Below are 21708 nucleotides of genomic sequence, written 5' to 3'. Positions count from 1 at the left end.
CAACAACCTGTTAATAATAGATAGGTATAGAATAGTTTAAAGAAAGGGGGCAAGGTTCCCATGATTAGTTTAAAAAATATTTCCAAAAAATTTAGTACGAAACAAGGTACGATTGTTGCAGTGGAAGAGGTGAATCTTGACATAAAAAAGGGTGAGATCTTTGGCATTATTGGTTATAGTGGTGCTGGCAAAAGTACACTCATTCGCTTATTAAATGGATTAGAAAAACCAACTTCAGGTGAAATCATCGTAAATAATGAAGACATCACAAAGATAAATGAAGTGAAGCTTCGCCAAGTAAGACAAAAGGTAAGTATGATTTTTCAACATTTTAATTTGTTATGGTCAAGAACGGTTGAAGAGAATATTGCTTTCCCATTGGAGATCGCCGGTATACCACCAGCTCAACGTTCTCAAAGAGTAAAGGAACTTATTGATTTGGTTGGTCTGGAAGGGCGAGGGCATTATTATCCTTCACAACTATCAGGTGGACAAAAGCAACGGGTTGGGATTGCTCGCGCATTAGCCAACCGTCCAGAAGTACTTCTTTGTGATGAAGCAACTTCTGCATTAGACCCAGAAACTACAGATTCTATTTTAGATTTATTAGTTAGTATCAATGCAAAACTAGGTCTGACAATTGTATTAATAACCCATGAGATGCAGGTTATTCAGAAGATATGTGGTCGCGTTGCAGTTATGGAAAAAGGTCATGTAGTAGAAGAAGGAAATGTGCTAGATGTATTTCAAAATCCGCAACAAACGATTACGAAGCGTTTTGTTTCGCAGGTCAGTGATTCCAATAAGGCGTTGCAAACAATACAGCAATTAAAAGAACTTTATCCAAATGGCAAGCTGATTAAGCTCGTATTTGTTGGGGAGCAGACAGTACAACCAATACTGTCTAGACTTATCAAACAGTTTGATTTGGAAGTAAATATTGTTCAAGGAAATATTTCGCATACACAAACTGGTGCATTTGGTACGCTCATCCTTCAGTTAGAAGGAGAAGCACTACTAATAGATGATGCAATTCGATATATACACGAACAAAAAGTAAATACAGAGGTGATCAACAATGATTAATAATTTGTTTCCTAATGTTGATTGGCCAAAAATGTGGGAAGCCACAGTTGAAACATTATATATGACTGCAGTATCAACAATTTTAACAGCTATTATTGGACTAGTTCTTGGTCTTCTACTTTTCTTAACTAGCCCTCATCAAGCGTGGGCGAACAAATTAGCAAACTGGTTAACAGGAGCTTTCGTCAATATATTCCGCTCCATTCCATTTATTATTTTGATCATTTTGCTAATACCTTTAACGAAGTTTTTGGTCGGAACAATGCGTGGTCCAAATGCGGCCTTCCCGGCTTTAGTAATCGGAGCTGCTCCATTCTACGCCCGTATGGTGTTAATAGCTCTACGAGAAATTGATAAAGGTGTGCTAGAAGCTGCAAAATCGATGGGTGCTAAAACTTCTACTATTATATGGAAAGTATTAATGCCAGAATCTATGCCTGCTTTAGTATCAGGCATAACGGTTACAGCGATTTCACTAGTTGGATATACAGCGATGGCTGGTATTATCGGAGCTGGGGGACTAGGAACATTAGCCTTTTTAGATGGTTTCCAAAGAGGTAGGACAGACGTAACGCTTGTTGCCACGGTATTAATATTAATTATGGTATTTATCATCCAGTGGATAGGCGATGTAATTACTACGAAGATAGACAAACGATAATAGGTGTTAACGAGAGTACTCGATCACATAGAAATAATAGGATAAAAAGGGAGAGATATTGAATGAAGAAATTTTTAGCTGGAGCATTACTATCAGTAAGTGCATTAACCCTTGCAGCATGTGGAGATGAAAAAAGTAGTCAACTAGTAGTAGGTGCATCCAACGTACCTCATGCAGTTATATTAGAAGAAGTTAAACCAATTCTAGAAGAACAAGGAATTGAACTTGTTGTAGAATCATATCAAGATTATGTATTACCAAACAAAGATTTAGATTCAGGAGACTTGGACGCAAACTTTTTCCAACACATTCCTTACTTTGAATCGCAAAAAGCTGATTTTGGATATGACTTCGCCAACGCAGGCGGTATTCACATCGAGCCAATCGGTTTATACTCTAAAAAATACGGTTCTATTGAAGAGCTTCCAGAGGGGGCAACTATTTTAATGAGTAACTCTGTTGCAGATCATGGACGTATCCTTGCAATGTTAGAAGCGAAAGGCCTTATTAAATTAGCAGACGGCATTGATAAAACAAAAGCGGAAGTAAAAGATATTGTGGAAAATGAGAAAAACCTTGAATTTGATGCTAACTATGAATCTGCTTTAATGGTTCAGTTATATGAAAATGAAGAAGGCGACGCAGTACTGATCAACTCTAACTATGCAATTGACGCTGACCTTAATCCATTAGAAGACTCAATCGCTATTGAAGAATCAGATGAATCTCCATACGTAAATATCATCGCAGTAAACTCTGGTGATGAAGACAATAAAGAGATTAAAGCTTTAGTAGAAGCATTAAAATCTAAAGAAATCCAAGACTTCATCCTGAGCGAGTGGGGCGGATCAGTAGTACCGGTAAAATAATAATATTGTAGAGAAAACAGGCATCCTGGGATGTCTGTTTTTTTGTGGTTGCGATTTGCACACGAGGATTTGGCAAACGCCCGAGAAGTAGTCGTATCGGTCCGAGCACCAGAGCCATGCGCCCGAACTAGAGAGGTATCCGCCCGAGTATCCGGGGAACGCCCGAGAAGTAGCCATGCGCCCGAGCTAGATTAGAAAATCTACCAATGCCGTTACAGTGATTTATAAGAATGAAACCGTCTTACCGTCTTATCTACAAAATTTTTCCACAATTAATTCAACCCTTAGTGAGGGTGACATGGAGCAAATAAAAGGAATTCTCCTAAAGTGCCCATCCCCTTCTACTATTCCTCTTATTAATCATTTCTCTATTCCATTTGAAGATTTAAAACTAGGAGTAAAATGTGAAAGTTGTAGTTTTATTGGGATGCAAAAAATAATACGTACGTGGTATTGCCCTAAATGTAGCAAGACCAATTCCTATGCACATTATAAAGCAATTTCTACTTATTTTTCACTTTGCAAAGAAACGATCACTAATAAAGAATGCAGAGATTTTCTTTTACTAAACAATAGAAATGAGGCAAAAAGAATACTTTCAAACTCTGGCATATGGAATGTGGAAAAAGCTCTGCTACGTACTATAAACAAAGGTTATATTAATAGAATATTACGTATATTACTCATCCTATTCACTTTAATAAATGAGTGTGCTAAAGTGTATGAAAGTTGTAAATAACACATTTGTACATTTGAGGAGGACACTTCATGAAAAGGTTTGGGTTATTGCCCCGAATAGTGGTAGCGATAGTAGCTGGTGTTTTATTGGGATTAGTTGTCCCTAAAATAGTAGTGGAGATTATGGCTACTTTTAATAGTATTTTTAGTTCATTTTTAGGATTTATTGTTCCTTTCATCATTATTGGTTTTATCGTTCCGGGGATAGCTAAACTCGGAAAAGGTTCAGGTAGATTACTAGGGATTTCTACGGGTATTGCTTATTTATCTACTCTAGTAGCAGGTTTTATTGCATTCTTTATTGCTTCAAATTTACTGCCGAAGCTTATAGGTGGGAAAGAGAGCGTGAAGTTAGAAAATCCAGAGGAGTTTTTAATTGGTGGCTTGTTTGAAATGCCCATTCCTCCAATGATGGATATTATGACAGCATTGGTTTTCTCCTTTATTATGGGAATTGGAATTTCTAAATTAAAAGGAAATACGTTACAAAATGCATTTGAAGAGTTTAGTGAGATTATTGAAAAGGTAATTTCGTTTGTTATTATTCCGTTGTTACCGATACATATATTTGGGATATTTATGAATATGGCGTACGGTGGTCAAGTGGCAAAAGTATTATCTGTTTTCGGAGTTGTGTTTGTCATGATTATCGCACTGCATATTGTAATGCTTCTATTACAATATACTGCTGCTGGTACTGTAACTGGAAAAAATCCTTTGAAGATGTTAAAAACAATGTCGCCAGCTTACTTTACAGCTTTAGGTACACAGTCTTCAGCGGCAACTATTCCGGTGACGTTAAAACAGGCGCAGAAAACGGGTGCTTCCGATAAAGTAACAAACTTTACGATTCCTCTTTTTGCAACTATTCACTTATCAGGGAGTACAATTACGCTTGTCTCATGTTCCATTGGCGTATTGCTTATAAATGGGCAAGATATTCTGTTATCTACGTTTATACCATTTATATTCATGCTTGGTGTAACAATGATCGCAGCTCCTGGAGTTCCAGGTGGAGCCGTTATGGCAGCATTAGGTTTACTGGAAACAATGCTCGGCTTCAACGGGGCTATGATAGGCTTAATGATTGCTCTTTATATTGCACAGGATAGCTTTGGAACAGCGACAAATGTAACTGGTGACGGAGCACTTGCGATTATCGTAGATAAGTTTTCTAAGACAAATTAAGTTTTTTTATAAATAAATGTTTAAGTCCGAATTAGTTGGGTATATAAATCATGAACTCAAAAATAGAGAGGATGATTCATTATCAGTTCGGAAGATTTACCTTATACAGAACAGATGGACCACGCATTTAGAGGAGTACATGGTTTTGGATACGATGAATTGAGACAAAGTCAGGAATTACGATTGCAGGTCGAAAACAAGCGACAGCAGGATCATGAAAAATGTATGCAATTAGCGGCTAAACTTGATGCCCAAGCATTTAGGGGATAATATACAAGAATCCATGGAGAATTTCTCCGTGGATTCTTTTTTGTTTACACTAGCTTCATAGTGAAATCCATTCTCAATTAGAAAGTTCTTAATGAAAATAAAGGAAGATTACTATTTACCTAATAGTTTAGTGAAAAGTCAATAGAAAACAGTAAATCTGTATATTCTACAATATTAAATAGAATATGCTTCAAAAGATTTGCAAGGTACCTTCGTTTGGGTTAAGATTAGAATGATAATAAATTAGAATGATTATACATTCGTATTTACTTAATGGAGGTTATTAAATGTCGACTTTAGCTATTAAAGATTTACACGTTGCAATAGACGGTAAAGAAATTTTAAAAGGTGTTAATTTAACAATTAATACGAACGAAATTCACGCAGTAATGGGGCCCAATGGTACAGGTAAATCTACTTTAGCTTCTGCTATTATGGGTCATCCAAAATATGAAGTTACATCTGGTTCAATTGAATTGGACGGCGAAGATGTATTAGCAATGGAAGTAGACGAACGTGCGCAAGCAGGTCTATTCCTAGCAATGCAATATCCAAGTGAAATTACTGGAGTAACAAATGCAGATTTCTTACGTTCAGCGATCAATTCACGCCGCGAAGAAGGCGATGAAATCTCACTAATGAAATTCATCCGTGAGCTTGATAGCAAAATGGAATTTTTAGAAATGGATTTAGATATGGCACAACGTTATTTAAATGAAGGATTCTCAGGCGGAGAGAAAAAACGTAACGAAATTCTTCAATTAATGATGTTACAACCAAAATTCGCTATTTTAGATGAAATTGACTCTGGTCTTGATATCGATGCTTTAAAAGTTGTTTCTAAAGGGATCAACCAAATGCGCGGAGAAGGATTCGGAAGCTTAGTAATCACTCACTATCAACGTCTTCTTAACTACATCACACCTGATCATGTTCATGTAATGATGCAAGGTCGCGTAGTTAAATCTGGTGGACCTGAGCTTGCTCAAAGACTAGAAGCAGAAGGCTATGAATGGATTAAAGAAGAATTAGGAATTGAAGACGAAACAGTTGGACAAGAAGCATAAGAAAGGAGTCGAATAAGCATGACGGTTGAAACAAAATTGGCATTAACCGAGCAAGATATCCGCTCCTTTTCAGAAGGTAAGCAAGAACCAAGCTGGATGACAGAACTTCGTCTAAAAGCATTTGGTCAACTTGAAACACTTCCGATGCCAACACCAGATAAAACAAAAATTACTAATTGGAATTTCACTGAATTTCCAGTTCATACTGTAGAGAGCAGCAAATTTACATCTTTAGCAGAATTACCTGAAGAAGTGAAGGCTGTCGTAAATGCAGAGCAACAAAACATTTACATTCAACATAATAATACACCTGCTTTTCTTTCATTATCAGAAGAGCTAAAAGCAAAAGGTGTTATTTTAACAGATATATACACTGCAATTCGTGAGCATTCAGCACTTGTTCAACAATACTTCATGACCGATGGTGTCAAAGTAACAGAACATAAACTAACTGCACTTCATGCTGCATTATTAAACGGTGGTGTATTCTTATACGTACCTAAAAATGTAGTAATCGAAGAACCAATTCAAGTTATTTACTTACATGATGATAAAACAGCTTCTCTTTTCAATCACACTTTACTAGTAGCTGATGAAAATAGTTCTGTAACATATGTAGAGAACTACTTATCTACTGTGGATCATGCAGAAGGATTAGCTAATATCGTGACGGAAGTCATTGCCAAAGACAATTCAAGAGTTACATTTGGAACAGTTGATGTTCTAGCAGAAGGATTTACAACATACGTTAATCGTCGTGGTGTAACAAGTCGTGATGCAGTTCTTGAATGGGCACTTGGTATGATGAATGATGGGGATACTATTTCTGAAAATACAACACATTTAGTTGGAGATAATTCAGAAGGTCATGTGAAAATGGTTGTTGTAGGTCGCGGGAAACAAAAGCAAAACTTTACAACAAAAGTAATCCACTGGGGCAAACATACAGAAGGTCAAATTCTTAAGCACGGCGTTATGAAAGATGAAGCATCATCTATATTCAATGGTATTGGTAAAATTGAGTACGGTGCTACTAAATCTAACGCAGAGCAAGAATCTCGTGTTTTAATGCTTAGCGAAAAAGCACGTGGAGATGCAAATCCTATTCTTTTAATCGATGAAGATGATGTAACAGCAGGTCACGCAGCATCAGTTGGCCGAGTAGATCCACTTCAGTTGTACTATTTAATGAGCCGTGGTATTTCTCAACATGAAGCAGAGCGTCTAGTAATTCATGGATTCCTTGCTCCTGTCGTAAACGAATTACCGATAGAAGGCGTGAAGAAGCAACTGACGGAGGTTATTGAAAGGAAAGTTCGCTAATGCTCAATACTAAAGAGATTCGAAGCTATTTTCCGATTTTAAACCAAGAGATTAACGGTCATCCATTAGTCTATTTAGACAATGGGGCTACTTCTCAAAAACCAATTCAAGTAATAGAAGCGATCAAAAAGTATTATGAATTTGAAAACGCAAATGTGCATCGTGGTGTTCATACGCTGGGTAACCGAGCTACGGATAGTTACGAAGGAGCACGTGAAAAGGTTCGAAAATTTATTAATGCTAAGTCTACTAAAGAAGTTATTTTTACTCGTGGTACAACAACCGCTATCAATATGGTGGCACAGAGCTACGGCCAAGCTAACCTAAAAGAGGGCGATGAAATTGTTATTACGCATATGGAGCACCATTCCAATATTATTCCTTGGCAACAACTAGCTAAGAGAACAGGTGCCGTATTAAAATATATCGATTTAGAAGCTGATGGTACACTTTCTTTAGAGAAGGTTAGAGAAACTATTACTAACCGAACTAAAATTGTGTCAATCGTTTATGTATCGAACGTCTTAGGAACCATGAATCCGATTAAAGAAATTACGCAAATTGCACATGAACATGGAGCTGTAATGGTAGTTGATGGTGCTCAAGCTGCACCACATCTAAAATTAGATGTTCAAGCACTTGATTGTGACTTCCTTGCATTCTCTGGGCACAAAATGTGTGGGCCTACTGGAATAGGGGTACTATACGGAAAAGAAGCTTTATTGGATAAAATGGAGCCAGTCGAGTTTGGTGGGGAAATGATTGACTTCGTAGGTTTGTATGATTCTACGTGGAAAGAACTTCCTTGGAAATTCGAAGGGGGAACACCAATAATTGCTGGTGCCATTGGTCTTGGAGCTGCAATTGATTTCTTAGAGGAAATTGGCTTAGATGAAATTGAAAAGCATGAACATGAGTTAGCTGCTTACGCCATGGAAAGAATGTCTACAATTGAAGGGTTAACCATTTATGGACCTGTCGATCCTGCGAAACGTGCAGGAATTGTTACATTCAATTTAGATGATGTACATCCACATGATGTTGCAACAGTTTTAGATATGAGTGGAATTGCAGTTCGTGCAGGACATCACTGTGCACAACCATTGATGAAATGGTTGCAATGTGTGGCAACTGCTCGTGCTAGTTTCTATATATACAATTCAGAAGAGGATTTAGATCGTCTAGTTACTGGATTGCTTTCAGCAAAGGAGTATTTTAACGATGTCTTCTAATTTAGATCAACTTTATCGCCGTGTCATTATGGATCATTATAAAAATCCTCGTAACAAAGGTAGTATCGAGGATGGCGCTTTGACAATTGATATGAATAACCCTACTTGTGGAGATCGCATCCATTTAACACTTCAAGTGGAAGATGGTAAAATTCAAAATGCGAAATTTGATGGAGAAGGATGCTCGATTTCTATGGCATCTGCCTCTATGATGACACAAGCAGTTAAAGGAAAGTCTGTAGAGGAAGCTTTACAACTTTCTAGTACTTTTTCTGAAATGATGCTTGGGAAAGATTATGATGACTCTTTAGATCTTGAAGATATAGAATCATTAAGTGGTGTTTCTCAGTTTCCAGCACGTATCAAGTGTGCAACTTTAGCTTGGAAGGCAATGGAAAAAGGCGTTTCAGAAGAAAAAGAATAACAGACGAACGGAGGAAATACGATGGCTAAAAAAATGCCTGAAATTGGTGATTACAAATATGGTTTCCACGATAAAGACGTATCCATTTTCCGTTCTAAACGTGGATTAACGAAAGAAATCGTAGAAGAAATATCACGTATGAAATCAGAACCACAATGGATGTTAGATTATCGCTTAAAAGCGTTAGAAATTTTTTACTCAAAACCAATGCCTCAATGGGGTGGAGATTTAGGGTCATTAAACTTCGATGAAATTACGTATTACGTGAAGCCTTCTGAACAAACAGAAACTTCATGGGATGAAGTACCAGAAGAAATCAAAGCTACTTTTGATAAATTAGGTATTCCAGAAGCAGAACAAAAATACCTTGCAGGTGTTTCTGCACAATACGAATCAGAAGTTGTATATCATAACATGAAGCAAGAGCTTCAAGACTTGGGTATTATATTTAAGGATACTGATTCTGCTCTTCGTGAAAATGAAGATATTTTCAAAAAGCATTGGGGTACAGTAATTCCTTCTTCCGATAATAAGTTCTCTGCACTTAACTCTGCAGTATGGTCGGGTGGATCGTTTATCTATGTACCACCAGGCATTAAAGTGGAAACACCATTACAAGCATACTTCCGTATTAACTCTGAAAACATGGGTCAATTCGAACGTACGCTAATTATTGTAGACGAAGGTGCTTCTGTACATTATGTAGAAGGATGTACAGCTCCTGTTTACACAACAAATTCACTTCATAGTGCAGTTGTTGAGATCATTATTAAAAAAGATGCTTATTGCCGTTATACAACAATCCAAAACTGGGCAAACAACGTTTATAACTTAGTTACAAAACGTGCAGTTTGTGATGCAAATGCAACAATGGAATGGATTGACGGAAATATTGGATCTAAATTAACGATGAAATATCCAGCCGTTATCTTAAAAGGTGAAGGCGCTCGTGGTATGACTCTTTCTATTGCAATTGCTGGTAAAGGTCAACACCAAGATGCTGGTGCGAAAATGATGCATTTAGCTCCAAATACTTCTTCTACTATTGTTTCGAAATCAATTTCTAAACAAGGTGGTAAAGTAACATACCGTGGTATCGTTCATTTTGGCCGTAAAGCTACTGGTGCACGTGCGAATATCGAATGTGATACATTAATCATGGATAATCAGTCTACTTCTGATACAATTCCCTACAACGAAATCTTGAATGATAATATTTCTTTAGAGCATGAAGCAAAAGTTTCAAAAGTATCTGAAGAACAATTATTCTACTTGATGAGTCGTGGACTTAGTGAAGAAGAAGCAACTGAAATGATCGTAATGGGCTTCATCGAACCATTTACAAAAGAACTTCCAATGGAATATGCTGTAGAAATGAACCGTCTTATCAAGTTCGAGATGGAAGGCTCTATCGGTTAATCCAATTATATAAATGCAGCAGGGTGTTACTTCACCTTGTTGCATTTTTTTATACTCTAAATAGGCAAATTGCTAAAAACTGTTAGGTTTGGTTATAACTATTAAGTGGTACTCAAAAAGTAGTAGAAGTATTTTGTGAAGAGAGGTATCGACAATGATTGTATTTGAAAGAGAAAAAAGCTATGTCATGGTTACTCAAGATGATCATGCCCAAGTTTCCAAGCAAATAGCAGAACATTGTAAAGATGATTTTTATTACGATTCTAAAGATGTGCAGGAAGTCGTTCTCGCCATTCAAGAGCATGACCGTGGTTGGATAGATCCGGATAAGTCCCCAGTATGGAATGATCAATTAGAACAGCCTTTCTCGTTTATAGATTATCCTACAGATCTTAAGATTTCTTTTTATGAAAAAGGATTAGACGAAGTGGAGGAAATGAGTAAGTATGCTTGTTTATTGTGTAGTTTACATTACTCCTCTTTTGTCCAAGATGCTGATGAAACTGCAGTTCAAAAATTTTGGGATATAGAAAAGCAAAGACAGAATCGACTTTATGATGAATTAGGTATTGTCGGCAATGAGAAAAAGAAAGAAACGTTAATGTATCATTTAGACCTGCTGAAGTTTTCAGATTTTCTATCTTTGTTTATTTGTTTACACGAGCCAGGAAACAATGATAAATTGCATCCATTTTTTAAAAATGGATTTCCACAATTATTCCTATTCGTCAAGCAGGAGCCAATTATAGCTAGTTGGGAAAGCGATGAAGTCGTTACTTTATCCTTCTCCCCCTTGAAGAGCGAACTAAATGTAAAGCTTACGTATAAAGAAGTATGGAAAGAACAGATTGAGAAAGATGGACTATTGCAGGCATTTAAGGATACTCCAGTTGCGCATAGAAAAGTTACGTTTAAATAATAGTATGCAAAAACCAGTCAAAGTAATTTGACTGGTTCTGTCTCTTTTTAAACCATCACAACAAACTGAGAAGCAAAAGATTGTTCTTTCTCTATTTGGATAGCTTGAATTTTAGCAACTTCTTTTTTTCTTACTGAAGCACAATCAGCAGTATTAAGAGAGGTAATTGTATTTTTGTCGATTAAAGAAGAGAAGTAATCCGCATCTTTTAGAGCACTGTTTAATCCAAATGCTCCAGTAGGAGTCATCGTGTGAACTGCATCTCCGATTAAAGCCAACCCTTTTTTCCCCCAAGTCTCACTAGAGCTACTATACACATCTAATAGAACAAAATCCTTCCAAGATTGAATGTTTTCTCGAACGGTTTGTTCAAGTTCTGGAAAAGCCATTATGAGTTGCTCGATAAATGGAGTAAAAGGCTGTTTTCTAAGTGTTGCAAAAGAACCCTCTTCGATATTCCAACCAATTTGTATATAACCCTTTGCCTGTGTAAATAGGGAAATTTGCTTCCCTCCAATTAAAGTCATCCTAATAGACGGTTCCCAATTTACAGGTGCTGGTATTCTAGCCCAGAGTAAATCATATCCGTGTTTTCGAATGGTTACATCCAGATCAGCTTTCTTACGTACGGTCGAATAACGACCATCTGCACCAATAACCAATTCACTTTCAATAATAATTTCTTCTCCATTTTCGGATGCTTTTACTCCAGTGTAGGAGCCATGTTCATCTTGTAAAAGTTCATCAACTTTTGTATTCAGCATTAAATGGAAGTTTGTATATTTCTTTGCAGCGTCTATCAATACTTGTAGTAAATGTGCTTGAGGAACATGAATACCAAGATGTCCGATCTCGGGATGAGGTAAAATAGTTTTAAATACTTCCCCATGCTGCCAATATTCAAGTTTTTTCATTCGTAAAAGCCCGAGCTTTTCTATTTCGTCAAATAAGTTATATTTTTTTAGAATCGCTTCGCCTTCTTCATTTAAATGTTCTCCACGAAACGTTTTTCCGATTTGATTTGTTCGCTCTATTAATACAACAGATATATTTTTCTTTGCCAATAAATACGCTAGAAGGGCACCACCAGGACCTGCACCGACTATACATACATCTACTTTCATCATGTTATTTCCTCCCTTTGCTTCAAAAAAGCGTAATGGGCTATATGTAACGACGACACTTATATATTTTAGCTAAATAAAAAATTATTATCCATCTTTTCATCCTTTGGGGGTCAATACGCTAATACGTGTAGTGCATACAGCTGAATACACCCAACTGAGTGATTATGCTATTATAGTAATAATAGTGAGGTGTTGTAAATGATTCAAATTGGCCTAACAGGGTGGGGGGATCATCCTGACTTGTATGTATCCTCGGCAAGAGAAAGGTTACAAGATTACAGTGCACATTTTCCAGTGGTCGAATTAGATGCAGCATTCTATGCAATTCAACCAATAAAAAATAGCTTAAAGTGGATTAAAGAAACGCCAGATAATTTTCAATTTGTTGTAAAAGCTTATCAAGGTATCACGGGTCATTTACGTGGTGATTTTCCTTTTGATTCGATCGAAGAAATGTTTGAATTATATCGACAATCGGTTATGCCATTTAAAAATTCGGGAAAGCTATCAATGATACTTGCACAATTTCCTCCTTGGTTCCAATGCACAAAAGAAAATGTACAATATATACGTAAAGTGAGAGAAGAACTAAAGGACTTTGAAGTGGTTATTGAGTTTCGTCACCAATCTTGGTATTCTTCTGAATATAAAGATTCTACACTTCATTTTTTAAAAGAGAATGGTCTTCATCATAGTGTTTGTGATGAACCGCAGGCTGGGGATGGTAGTATTCCTTTAGTTCCAATTGCAACTACGAACAAGGTACTCGTAAGGTTACATGGTAGAAATACTTATGGGTGGGTTAATCCGGGCAATAATGTGAAGTGGAGAGAAGTAAGATACCTATACGATTATAATAAAGAAGAGCTTTCTTCTATTAAAGGTATTTGTGAGTATTTAGAGAAGCAGGCAAAAGAGGTTGTTGTGTTGTTTAATAATAACTCTGGAGGTCATGCAGCCAGTAATGCCAAAACATTTCAAAGTATGTTAGGAATAGATTTTGAAGGACTTGCTCCAAAACAATTAGATTTTTTTGAAGGAGATTTTTAAATGGAATGGATTATACTAGCAATTAGTGGGCTTTTCTCTGGAATTGTAGGAGCATTGGTTGGCCTCGGTGGAGGCGTTATTTTAGTACCGGCTATTTTGTTTTTTGGAGCTTCTCTTAGTTTAATACCAAATATTACTCCGCAAAGCGTTGTTGGTCTTTCTGTGGTTATGATGATATTCACAGGACTTTCTTCTACTCTATCCTATATGAAAACCAAAACGGTCGACTTTAAAAGTGGATTTATTTTTTTCATTGGTAGTATTCCTGGTACTATACTCGGAGCATTTGTAAACAAAGGACTGGACTTACCTTCTTTTAATTTATACTTTGGTATCTTACTTGTTATTTTATCTACTTTATTGTTGGTAAGAGATCGTTTAAGTCCTGTTCGATGGTTTGTGGAAAATGGGAAAAAGAAAACCTTTAATGATGGCGATAAAACATTTGTATATGGATATCCAATTTGGTTCGCATTATTATTAACTTTTGGTGTTGGATTCGCATCGGGTCTATTTGGTATTGGTGGAGGATCTATACTCGTACCAGCGATGATATTACTATTCCTGTTTCCGCCTCATGTGGCTGTCGGTACGTCTATGTTCATGGTATTTCTGTCGTCTATAGTGAACTCTGTCACACATATTTCATTAGGAAATGTACCGTGGTTGTATACGATTCCGGTTATACCTGCTGCCTATATCGGAGCTAAGATAGGAGCAAAGTTAAATAAAAAGTTGAACTCAGATACACTAGTTTTGGCTTTACGAATTGTACTTTTATTACTAGGTGTACGATCGATTATAGAAGGACTATTTTAACGTAAAATATGTAATGGATAGGGTGGGCAAAGAATGAGAGAGACGATTTATATATTCCACACAAATGATTTGCATAGTCATCTAGAAAACTGGCCCGCTATTCAGCAATTTCTCTCAGATACTCGGAAGAACCTTGGTGACAAGGCTTCCTATTTAACATTAGATATTGGAGATCATCTAGATCGTTCGAATATATATACAGAGGGTACACTTGGAAAGGGAAATGTGCATCTTCTAAATGATGCCAAGTATGATTATGTAACGATAGGAAATAACGAAGGCATTACCCTAAGTCATGAAGAATTAGAAACGTTGTACATAGATGCTAATTTTGAAGTGATTGTCTCCAATTTCACGGAGTTAGGAGGAAATATTCCTTCTTGGGTATTACCCCACAAAATACATGTAACACCAACTGGTATACGGATTGGCATTGTTGCGGCAACTGCTGACTATGGTATTTACTATGAAAAATTGGGATGGCAAATTCAAGAGCCGATTACCCGACTGAAAGAGGTATGTAATACACTTCGTCCGCAAGTAGATGTTCTTATTTGTATGTCACATTTAGGGAAATCACTTGATGAAATACTATCTTTGGAAATACCACAAATTGATGTGATATTGGGTTCACATACACATCACACGTTTGAAAAAGGTAAAGTAATTGGGAACACGTTGCAAGCTGCTACCGGTAAATTCGGTATGAATGTCGGACTTGTCACGTTGGAATTTGATCATGTAGCAAAAGTTATCCAATCGAAGAAGGCAGTTTTATTTCCTACGGAAGCACTACCAGTTCCACTATATTCAAACGATTTACAGACTGCTTGGGAAAATGAAGGAATAGCGGAGATGTCTAATATTGCTTTTTATAATTCTTTTTTATTGAAGAAGGATTGGTTTAAGGAATCGGATCTATCCCGCTTTTTCGGAAAAGCACTTCTAGCTTTTACAAAAGCGGATTGTGCCATGTTTCCAGCGGGGATATTCTTAAAGGATCTTCAACAGGGGCCGATTACTGCAAGAGATCTACATCAATGTTTGCCTCATCCGATAAATCCTTGTGTTATTACATTAACCGGTGCAGAACTACTAGAAGTTATCCGAACAGGGAAAAATGAAAAATGGCCAACGCTTGAAGTAAAAGGGTTAGGGTTCAGAGGTAAATACCTTGGGGTCATATTATATGAACAGCTAATAGAGTTAGAAAGTGGTATAGTTCTAGTAAATGAATCTCCTATTGAACTAGAAAAAGTATATACATTGGCAACTTTAGATATGTTTACATTTGGTTACTTTTATCCGTCTTTAAAATTTGCTCCCAAACAGTATTTTATGCCAGAAATGATTCGAGATATTGTGAAATGGTATGGACAGCTTGAAAAAAGTGAATATGAGTCATGAAAATCCTCTTTCTTACATAAGTAGTAATTAGGGGGATTGTTTTTGTTCTATAGAAAGAAGAAAAAACGATTGACTTTCTTTACTAATCAGCGGAAATTAGCCATTTTTTTAGTTTGTTTTATGTTGTCAGTGGGAGGCCTCATCTATTATATTAATAAACAATTGACAGCTACCTATTTGGAATATGCAGAAGTACAAACAACAAAAATAGCATCCATGGTAATAAATAAAGCAATTAACTCAAGAATTTCAAATACGCTCGATGTAAATGACATAATCGAGGAGGTGCCATCAGACAGTACTACAATGGTAACAACTCGATTTAATACAGAAATTATAAATCGTATACTATCTGATACAAATCAGTTAGTTCAGTCTCATTTGGAGCAGGCTGAGCAGGGGAACTTTTCTAGCCTACCGTATTTAGATGACATCGAGTACGATAAACAAACGATGGAGGATCAGGGGGGAGTTGTATTCTTCGTTCCGATTGGGCAAGCGACGAATATCCCCATCATAGGTAACTTAGGCCCTAAAATTCCTATACGCTTTCACGTTATCGGAAATGTTCAATCGAATGTAGTTCCTTCTATTACTAAGTTTGGAATAAACAATGCTTATGTGGAGGTTAATATCCACATTACGGTAAATGTACAAATAATAGTTCCTCTGGCAAGTAAGATGAGTACGGTGGAACAGAGTATACCTGTGGCAATGGGAATCGTGCAAGGCCAGGTTCCTTACATTTACACAGGAGGAGACGGGGACGCTGCTCCATCAATAGAAGTACCATTGCCATTACCTGAAAAATAAAAATCCTTAAGAATATTGTTTTTACTGCTATACTAGTGGAAATGAATAAGAATAGGTAGAGGCCGCATAACAAAAGAGTAGTTTACAGGAGAATGACAACTGTGATTGTATACGAAAGGAAGTTATGCCGAAATTAGATGTTGACCGTCAAGTCAAATCTTGTTGGGGTTATTTTGAACAAAAATAACACTGTCATTTATACATATGTATAAATGGAGAGCTACAAAGTATAAAATTTTTGCTTGAAATTTTATCTAAAAGCCAACCTATATTTATATTAGGTTGGCTTTTTTATATTCTAAGGCATAATGCACTTGTTCATTTTCGTTAGTGTCAGCTCATATCTCATCGAGTCTTGGGGTATATAAGGTGTAGGCCATGCAGTCGTTGCGATAGGATGTCGCGAATTCATACTGCCTACATTGGAGTAGGCGCTTATGCATTTCATATTGTCTAGCTTCAGCGCCTAGCCCCTCGAGTCGTTTCAGACTGATGGTTAAGGCAAAGTACGCCTTTACCGTCAGGCTTCCAACGCTAGTCGGGGCTGGAGTAGGCGCTTATGCATTTCATATTAGGAGGAAATTATGATGGAAAATACGATTTTTTCAATTTTACCGCCATTACTAGCGATTGTAATGGTACTTGTTACGAAAAGAGTTTTACTATCACTAGGAGTCGGGATTGTTTCAGCGGCTTTGTTAGTAGAAAGCTTTTCGCCGATTGATTCATTGATCATTCTTTGGGATTCCTTTATCACGTCATTTTGGGATAATGGATTGAATATGTATAATATTTATATATTATTGTTTATATTGTTGCTTGGGGTGGTTACTGCGATTGTTAGTCTGTCAGGAGGAAGTACTGCATTTGCTGCATGGGCAGTTAAACGTATTAAAACAAATCGCGGATCTAAACTCCTTACAGCTTTTTTAGGTATTATTATTTTCGTAGACGATTATTTTAATGCACTTGCTGTAGGACAGATTGCTCGTCCAATTACTGACACTCATCGTGTTTCTCGTGCAAAGCTAGCTTATTTTATCGATTCTACATCTGCACCTGTTTGTGTAGTTTCTCCTGTTTCTAGCTGGGGTGCGTTTCTAATAAGTCAGTTGGGTGTTATCTTTGCTACCCATGCGGTAACAGACTATACTCCACTGCAAGCGTTTATGTTAATGGCACCGATGAATTTCTATGTCATTGCTGCGCTTGCAATGGTATTTTTTACCGCATGGACAGACAATGATTTAGGTGAGATGAAAAAACATGAAACACTTGCAAGAGAAACTGGTGTCCTTTTTGATCCAAATAAATCAAATCCAGGTGATTTACAAGGTAATTTCCCGGAAAATAATTTTGGTAAAGTAAAGGATCTAATCCTTCCGATTGTATCATTAATAGTAGTAACTCTTTTTGCAATGTTTTGGACAGGCTATCAGGCTTCAGGAAAAGTAATGGACATATTTGTTATTTTTGAAAATACAGATGTTCCGCTCTCTCTATTTATAGGTGGGATGGTATCGAGTATTTTAGCTGTACTATTGTATACGCGTCAATTCAAGAAAAACAAAGATGCTAATTTGGGCTTACTGGGGAAAGGAATTATTTCTGGTATAAATTCAATGTTACCTGCTATTTGCATTTTAATATTTGCTTGGTCCCTTTCATTTTTAATAACAGCTTTAGGAACTGGTGAGTATTTAGCTCATCTCGTTACAGATAATAATATTCCGGCAGGGGTTATTCCAGTCTTACTGTTTGTTTTAACAGCTTTTATGGCTTTCGCAACTGGATCTTCATGGGGATCATTTGGGATACTATTACCAATTGGTGCAAGTATCATCATGGTAGTAGAGCCTGAGTTATTACTCCCTGTTTTAGCGGCCGTTTTAGCGGGAGCTGTTTTTGGAGACCATTGTTCGCCTATTTCAGACACTACAATTATGTCAGCGACTGGTGCAGGAGTTAATGTAATCGATCACGTAATGACTCAATTACCATATGCCATTATTAGTGCAGTCATTGCTGCAATTGGCTATTTAGTATTAGGTCTTACAGGTTCTGTTATGTTTGGCTTTATAACAGTAGTGGTCATCCTTATTCTATTTTTCACGATTTGGAATTTTAAGAGTAAGAGGGTAGCTTAGTTGTTTTAAAATTGGTTGTCTTTGGTATTTGTATGGTTGTTTGCAATTAAATAATATGTTACATTGACAACAGTGTAGTTAGTTTATTTAGAATGGGGTCGGGATGAAATGACATCGTGTAAACCAACGAAAACAGAGTACCAAAGAAAACCAGAATGGCTAAAAATAAAGTTAAATACGAATGATGAATACAAGGGTCTTAAAAAGCTGATGCGTGAAAATAATTTAAATACAGTATGTGAGGAAGCAAAATGTCCAAATATACATGAGTGCTGGGGTTCACGTAGAACAGCTACATTTATGATTTTAGGAGCTATTTGCACACGTGCTTGCCGTTTTTGTGCTGTAAAAACTGGCTTACCTAATGAGTTAGATTTGGCAGAACCAGAAAGAGTTGCAGATTCGGTTGTAGTTATGAATTTAAAACATGCTGTCGTAACAGCAGTTGCTCGGGATGATTTAAAAGATGGTGGTTCTGAAGTTTTTGCTGAAACCATTCGTGCGATTCGACGGAAAAATCCTTTTACATCAATAGAAGTTTTACCTTCTGATATGGGCGGTATTGAACAAAATATCCGTAATATTATGGATGCAAAACCGGATATTCTAAATCACAATATTGAAACGGTTCGTCGACTCACTCCAAGAGTTAGAGCGAGAGCTAAATACGATCGTTCACTCGAATTATTGCGTCGTGCAAAAGAAATGCAACCAAGTATTCCAACGAAATCATCACTAATGTTAGGTTTAGGGGAAACTCATGAAGAGATTCTGGAAGTAATGGACGACCTTCGTGCGAACAATGTAGATATCATGACGATTGGTCAATACTTGCAACCTTCGAAAAAACATTTACCGGTACTAAAATATTACTCCCCAGCAGAATTTGGAGAATTACGAAAAATTGCGATGAGCAAAGGATTCTCCCATTGTGAAGCTGGTCCACTAGTTAGAAGTAGCTACCATGCAGATGAACAGGTAAACGCTGCGGCTAAGCAAAGACAACTGCAAGGTGAACAACTTCTAGCTACTCCAAATAGTTAATGGATGGTGATTGAATGATAATTGCAGAAGGCTTTACATATGAAATTATAGAGGATTATCGCGAGGCGTTTAAAGAAGAAGCGTTTTTAGATCGTTATAGTGAAATTTTAACTAAATACGATTATATTATGGGTGACTGGGGTTACGGTCAGCTGCGTCTTAAAGGTTTTTTTGAGGATCGTAGTCATAAAGCTACATTTGATACGAAAATAGGAACGATGAAAGACTATTTATATGAATATTGTAATTTTGGATGCGCCTACTTTGTTATAAAAAAAATAGGGGTTGCTCCAAAAATTGTTCCTGACGAAGCTATAATAGAAGTAAATGAAAATCTGGAGCAAGATCAACTATGATCTGCTCTAGGTTTTTTCTTTTGCAACCAGATATGGGCTATCCCTCAAAAATTCTCCACACTAGTCTGGTTTAAGGATTAACTATTTGTGTAAACTGATATTATTTCTAACTCTACTGCAATAAAAAAACTAGTCGTGATATGAAACCACAACTAGCTATTTATATTATATTAACTCAACAATTCTCGAAGATAATCTCGTAATTCTACTGCTTCTTCTTCTGATCTATTAAATACATGTTCGAGATAGCCTGGTTCTTCCACATCATCAGCTCCTATAATGGCAGCTCGTCCATATTGTATATCCATTACAAGTACTTTTCCAAAAAAGCGAGAGCTTTGAGAAATAGCTAAATCATATCTTTGGGATTCTCCTGTAAAGCCAACAAATCTCGTTTTAGTATCCTCTACATCATCGTACAAATAAAATCGCTCCACTGTGTGACACTCCTTCCTACCTTAGAATTATGGTACTATAGAATAGGAGTATATATCAACTGAACAACAATTAGGAGGCCTTTCCATGTATTTTGTAGATAGAAAAAAAATTGCTTTAACATTGGCTCATATGAACCAATTGTTGAACCTTATTGAAACAAAACAAGATTGGCAAGTAGATGAATTATCTAACTTAGCGTTTGAGCGAATTGGTCATAATATTATTGAATCTATTATCGACGTAGGCAATTCAATGATCGATGGGTTTATCATGCGTGATCCTGGTGGATACGATGATATTATCGATATTTTAACGGATGAGAAAGTTATTTCTGCTGAGATGGATGGACCATTAAAAGAAGTTATTGAGTTTAGAAAAGTGCTTGTTCGCCAATTTTATGCGGTGGACCATAAAAAATTAGAGGAAGTTCTGACGAATAATTTACCATTCTTAAAGGCATTCCCGGCAGCTGTAGAAACTTATTTAGTAAATGAATTAGGGCCAGTTTCTGCCTTTTTACCTGAGGATTCTAATGTTAAATTATAAAGCATACTTTATCGATTTAGATGGCACTGTCTATAGAGGTAAAACACCAATTCCTGAGGCTGTGAAATTCATTCATTATTTACAAAGCAATGGTAACCAACCATTTTTTGTGACGAATAATTCTTCTATGACTCAACAACAACTACAGGAAAAACTGGCCATAATGGATATTCAAGTAGATAAGGAACATATTATTTCATCGTCTATTGCAGCTGCAAATTATATTAATGAGTTTATGCCAGGTAAAGAAGTATTTATGATTGGTGAACTGGGCTTGGAAGATGCACTTAAATCACGAGATATTTCGATTACAACTGGCATGGCAGATGTTGTCGTACTTGGAATTGATCGTCATATTAATTATGAGAAGCTGGCAACTGCCTGTCTTTCCGTAAGAGCGGGCGCTACATTCCTTTCTACTAATAGTGATCATGCTTTTCCTTCTGAAATTGGATTTTTACCTGGAAATGGAGCCTTTACAAAGTTAGTGGAACATTCTACTGGAGTAGAACCAATCTATATGGGGAAACCTCAACCTTTTATGTTAGAGTTTATACAAAAAAAATATGGATTTAGTAAAGAAGAGATGGTCATGATTGGCGATAATTATCAAACAGACATCTTGACCGGAATTCATATGGGGATTGACACAGTACATGTGAACAGTGGGGTAAATTCTACTGCAGAAGTTAAGCTTCAGGCAGAGCAACCTACCTATTTTCTAGAATCTTTAAGCGAATGGACAAAATAAAAAGACTGTGCTCA

22 protein-coding genes and 1 riboswitch are annotated in these 21708 nt (G+C 36.7%); of the genes, 20 read left to right on the top strand and 2 right to left on the bottom strand.

Annotation, left to right across the window (positions count from 1 at the left end; genetic code table 11):
• Nucleotides 1-60 precede the first annotated feature (60 nt).
• The 11 genes from MHI40_RS13595 (at nt 61) to MHI40_RS13545 (ending at nt 11196) form a co-directional block, all read left to right on the top strand.
• Nucleotides 61-1086 carry a methionine ABC transporter ATP-binding protein gene (locus tag MHI40_RS13595; RefSeq protein ID WP_340763069.1) on the top strand — a complete coding sequence of 342 codons (1026 nt, stop codon included), beginning with the start codon at nt 61-63 and terminating at the stop codon, nt 1084-1086.
• Nucleotides 1079-1747: a methionine ABC transporter permease gene (locus MHI40_RS13590; RefSeq protein WP_093537757.1), complete on the top strand. Its 669-nt coding sequence runs from the start codon at nt 1079-1081 to the stop codon at nt 1745-1747. The genes MHI40_RS13595 and MHI40_RS13590 overlap by 8 nt, the downstream gene beginning before the upstream one ends.
• 62 nt (nt 1748-1809) lie before the next feature.
• Entirely contained in the window at nt 1810-2616 is an 807-nt protein-coding gene (locus tag MHI40_RS13585; RefSeq protein ID WP_093537758.1) for a MetQ/NlpA family ABC transporter substrate-binding protein, read from the top strand.
• Nucleotides 2617-3384: 768 nt separating this feature from the next.
• Nucleotides 3385-4542, top strand: a complete 1158-nt coding sequence (locus MHI40_RS13580) for a dicarboxylate/amino acid:cation symporter (RefSeq protein ID WP_340763068.1) — start codon at nt 3385-3387, stop codon at nt 4540-4542.
• Nucleotides 4543-4656: 114 nt separating this feature from the next.
• Nucleotides 4657-4812 carry a hypothetical protein gene (locus MHI40_RS13575; protein WP_175496298.1) on the top strand — a complete coding sequence of 52 codons (156 nt, stop codon included), beginning with the start codon at nt 4657-4659 and terminating at the stop codon, nt 4810-4812.
• Nucleotides 4813-5099: 287 nt separating this feature from the next.
• Nucleotides 5100-5879 carry a Fe-S cluster assembly ATPase SufC gene (gene sufC, locus MHI40_RS13570; protein ID WP_093537761.1) on the top strand — a complete coding sequence of 260 codons (780 nt, stop codon included), beginning with the start codon at nt 5100-5102 and terminating at the stop codon, nt 5877-5879.
• 18 nt (nt 5880-5897) lie between these two features.
• On the top strand, nt 5898-7202 hold the full coding sequence (sufD, locus tag MHI40_RS13565; protein WP_340763066.1) for a Fe-S cluster assembly protein SufD: 1305 nt from the start codon (nt 5898-5900) through the stop codon (nt 7200-7202).
• Nucleotides 7202-8434, top strand: coding sequence for a cysteine desulfurase (locus MHI40_RS13560; protein WP_340763065.1), 1233 nt, complete (start codon nt 7202-7204; stop codon nt 8432-8434). Before sufD ends, MHI40_RS13560 begins: the two co-directional genes overlap by 1 nt.
• Nucleotides 8424-8858, top strand: a complete 435-nt coding sequence (sufU, locus tag MHI40_RS13555) for a Fe-S cluster assembly sulfur transfer protein SufU (protein WP_093537764.1) — start codon at nt 8424-8426, stop codon at nt 8856-8858. The genes MHI40_RS13560 and sufU overlap by 11 nt, the downstream gene beginning before the upstream one ends.
• A gap of 21 nt (nt 8859-8879) precedes the next feature.
• Complete coding sequence (gene sufB / locus MHI40_RS13550) at nt 8880-10277, top strand: Fe-S cluster assembly protein SufB (protein ID WP_093537765.1); 1398 nt, start codon at nt 8880-8882, stop codon at nt 10275-10277.
• A gap of 154 nt (nt 10278-10431) precedes the next feature.
• Nucleotides 10432-11196 carry a DUF3891 family protein gene (locus MHI40_RS13545; RefSeq protein WP_340763063.1) on the top strand — a complete coding sequence of 255 codons (765 nt, stop codon included), beginning with the start codon at nt 10432-10434 and terminating at the stop codon, nt 11194-11196.
• 47 nt (nt 11197-11243) lie between these two features.
• Here the strand turns inward: MHI40_RS13545 and MHI40_RS13540 are convergent, their stop codons facing one another.
• Nucleotides 11244-12323, bottom strand: coding sequence for an FAD-dependent monooxygenase (locus MHI40_RS13540; protein WP_093537767.1), 1080 nt, complete (start codon nt 12321-12323; stop codon nt 11244-11246).
• A 198-nt stretch (nt 12324-12521) separates the two neighbouring features.
• On the opposite strand from MHI40_RS13540, the gene MHI40_RS13535 reads away from it, so the two are divergent.
• The 7 genes from MHI40_RS13535 (at nt 12522) to MHI40_RS13505 (ending at nt 19959) form a co-directional block, all read left to right on the top strand.
• Nucleotides 12522-13373, top strand: a complete 852-nt coding sequence (locus MHI40_RS13535) for a DUF72 domain-containing protein (protein WP_340763062.1) — start codon at nt 12522-12524, stop codon at nt 13371-13373.
• Nucleotides 13374-14192, top strand: a complete 819-nt coding sequence (locus MHI40_RS13530) for a sulfite exporter TauE/SafE family protein (protein ID WP_340763060.1) — start codon at nt 13374-13376, stop codon at nt 14190-14192. It begins immediately after the preceding gene.
• Between the two features lie 33 nt (nt 14193-14225).
• Entirely contained in the window at nt 14226-15599 is a 1374-nt protein-coding gene (locus tag MHI40_RS13525; RefSeq protein WP_093537770.1) for a bifunctional metallophosphatase/5'-nucleotidase, read from the top strand.
• 42 nt (nt 15600-15641) lie between these two features.
• Nucleotides 15642-16412: a sporulation protein YunB gene (gene yunB, locus MHI40_RS13520; protein WP_093537771.1), complete on the top strand. Its 771-nt coding sequence runs from the start codon at nt 15642-15644 to the stop codon at nt 16410-16412.
• 48 nt (nt 16413-16460) lie between these two features.
• Nucleotides 16461-16643: riboswitch (Lysine riboswitch) on the top strand.
• Between the two features lie 356 nt (nt 16644-16999).
• Entirely contained in the window at nt 17000-18559 is a 1560-nt protein-coding gene (locus tag MHI40_RS13515; RefSeq protein ID WP_340763059.1) for a Na+/H+ antiporter NhaC family protein, read from the top strand.
• A 108-nt stretch (nt 18560-18667) separates the two neighbouring features.
• Nucleotides 18668-19603, top strand: a complete 936-nt coding sequence (lipA, locus tag MHI40_RS13510; RefSeq protein ID WP_093537773.1) for a lipoyl synthase — start codon at nt 18668-18670, stop codon at nt 19601-19603.
• 14 nt (nt 19604-19617) lie between these two features.
• A complete protein-coding gene (locus MHI40_RS13505; protein WP_340763055.1) occupies nt 19618-19959 on the top strand; it encodes a YutD family protein in 342 nt (113 codons plus the stop codon).
• 170 nt (nt 19960-20129) lie between these two features.
• Here the strand turns inward: MHI40_RS13505 and MHI40_RS13500 are convergent, their stop codons facing one another.
• A complete protein-coding gene (locus tag MHI40_RS13500) occupies nt 20130-20396 on the bottom strand; it encodes a DUF3055 domain-containing protein (protein WP_093537775.1) in 267 nt (88 codons plus the stop codon).
• An 85-nt stretch (nt 20397-20481) separates the two neighbouring features.
• On the opposite strand from MHI40_RS13500, the gene MHI40_RS13495 reads away from it, so the two are divergent.
• Both MHI40_RS13495 and MHI40_RS13490 read left to right on the top strand, forming a co-directional pair.
• Complete coding sequence (locus MHI40_RS13495) at nt 20482-20943, top strand: DUF86 domain-containing protein (protein WP_340763054.1); 462 nt, start codon at nt 20482-20484, stop codon at nt 20941-20943.
• A complete protein-coding gene (locus MHI40_RS13490; protein ID WP_340763053.1) occupies nt 20930-21694 on the top strand; it encodes a TIGR01457 family HAD-type hydrolase in 765 nt (254 codons plus the stop codon). Before MHI40_RS13495 ends, MHI40_RS13490 begins: the two co-directional genes overlap by 14 nt.
• Nucleotides 21695-21708 lie beyond the last annotated feature (14 nt).

This window comes from Psychrobacillus sp. FSL H8-0510, from assembly GCF_038008345.1.
GTDB classification, from domain to species: domain Bacteria; phylum Bacillota; class Bacilli; order Bacillales_A; family Planococcaceae; genus Psychrobacillus; species Psychrobacillus psychrotolerans.
Note: the sequence above shows the minus strand (reverse complement) of the source record. Positions and strands in the feature narration are given on the sequence as shown.

Bases quoted from the DNA above. Each gene is read 5' to 3' on its own strand.
- MHI40_RS13595 (WP_340763069.1), top strand. From the start codon at position 61: ATGATTAGTTTAAAAAATATTTCCAAAAAATTTAGTACGAAACAAGGT.
- MHI40_RS13590 (WP_093537757.1), top strand. From the start codon at position 1,079: ATGATTAATAATTTGTTTCCTAATGTTGATTGGCCAAAAATGTGGGAA.
- MHI40_RS13585 (WP_093537758.1), top strand. From the start codon at position 1,810: ATGAAGAAATTTTTAGCTGGAGCATTACTATCAGTAAGTGCATTAACC.
- MHI40_RS13580 (WP_340763068.1), top strand. From the start codon at position 3,385: ATGAAAAGGTTTGGGTTATTGCCCCGAATAGTGGTAGCGATAGTAGCT.
- MHI40_RS13575 (WP_175496298.1), top strand. From the start codon at position 4,657: ATGGACCACGCATTTAGAGGAGTACATGGTTTTGGATACGATGAATTG.
- sufC (WP_093537761.1), top strand. From the start codon at position 5,100: ATGTCGACTTTAGCTATTAAAGATTTACACGTTGCAATAGACGGTAAA.
- sufD (WP_340763066.1), top strand. From the start codon at position 5,898: ATGACGGTTGAAACAAAATTGGCATTAACCGAGCAAGATATCCGCTCC.
- MHI40_RS13560 (WP_340763065.1), top strand. From the start codon at position 7,202: ATGCTCAATACTAAAGAGATTCGAAGCTATTTTCCGATTTTAAACCAA.
- sufU (WP_093537764.1), top strand. From the start codon at position 8,424: ATGTCTTCTAATTTAGATCAACTTTATCGCCGTGTCATTATGGATCAT.
- sufB (WP_093537765.1), top strand. From the start codon at position 8,880: ATGGCTAAAAAAATGCCTGAAATTGGTGATTACAAATATGGTTTCCAC.
- MHI40_RS13545 (WP_340763063.1), top strand. From the start codon at position 10,432: ATGATTGTATTTGAAAGAGAAAAAAGCTATGTCATGGTTACTCAAGAT.
- MHI40_RS13540 (WP_093537767.1), bottom strand. From the start codon at position 12,323: ATGATGAAAGTAGATGTATGTATAGTCGGTGCAGGTCCTGGTGGTGCC.
- MHI40_RS13535 (WP_340763062.1), top strand. From the start codon at position 12,522: ATGATTCAAATTGGCCTAACAGGGTGGGGGGATCATCCTGACTTGTAT.
- MHI40_RS13530 (WP_340763060.1), top strand. From the start codon at position 13,374: ATGGAATGGATTATACTAGCAATTAGTGGGCTTTTCTCTGGAATTGTA.
- MHI40_RS13525 (WP_093537770.1), top strand. From the start codon at position 14,226: ATGAGAGAGACGATTTATATATTCCACACAAATGATTTGCATAGTCAT.
- MHI40_RS13515 (WP_340763059.1), top strand. From the start codon at position 17,000: ATGGAAAATACGATTTTTTCAATTTTACCGCCATTACTAGCGATTGTA.
- lipA (WP_093537773.1), top strand. From the start codon at position 18,668: ATGACATCGTGTAAACCAACGAAAACAGAGTACCAAAGAAAACCAGAA.
- MHI40_RS13505 (WP_340763055.1), top strand. From the start codon at position 19,618: ATGATAATTGCAGAAGGCTTTACATATGAAATTATAGAGGATTATCGC.
- MHI40_RS13495 (WP_340763054.1), top strand. From the start codon at position 20,482: ATGTATTTTGTAGATAGAAAAAAAATTGCTTTAACATTGGCTCATATG.
- MHI40_RS13490 (WP_340763053.1), top strand. From the start codon at position 20,930: ATGTTAAATTATAAAGCATACTTTATCGATTTAGATGGCACTGTCTAT.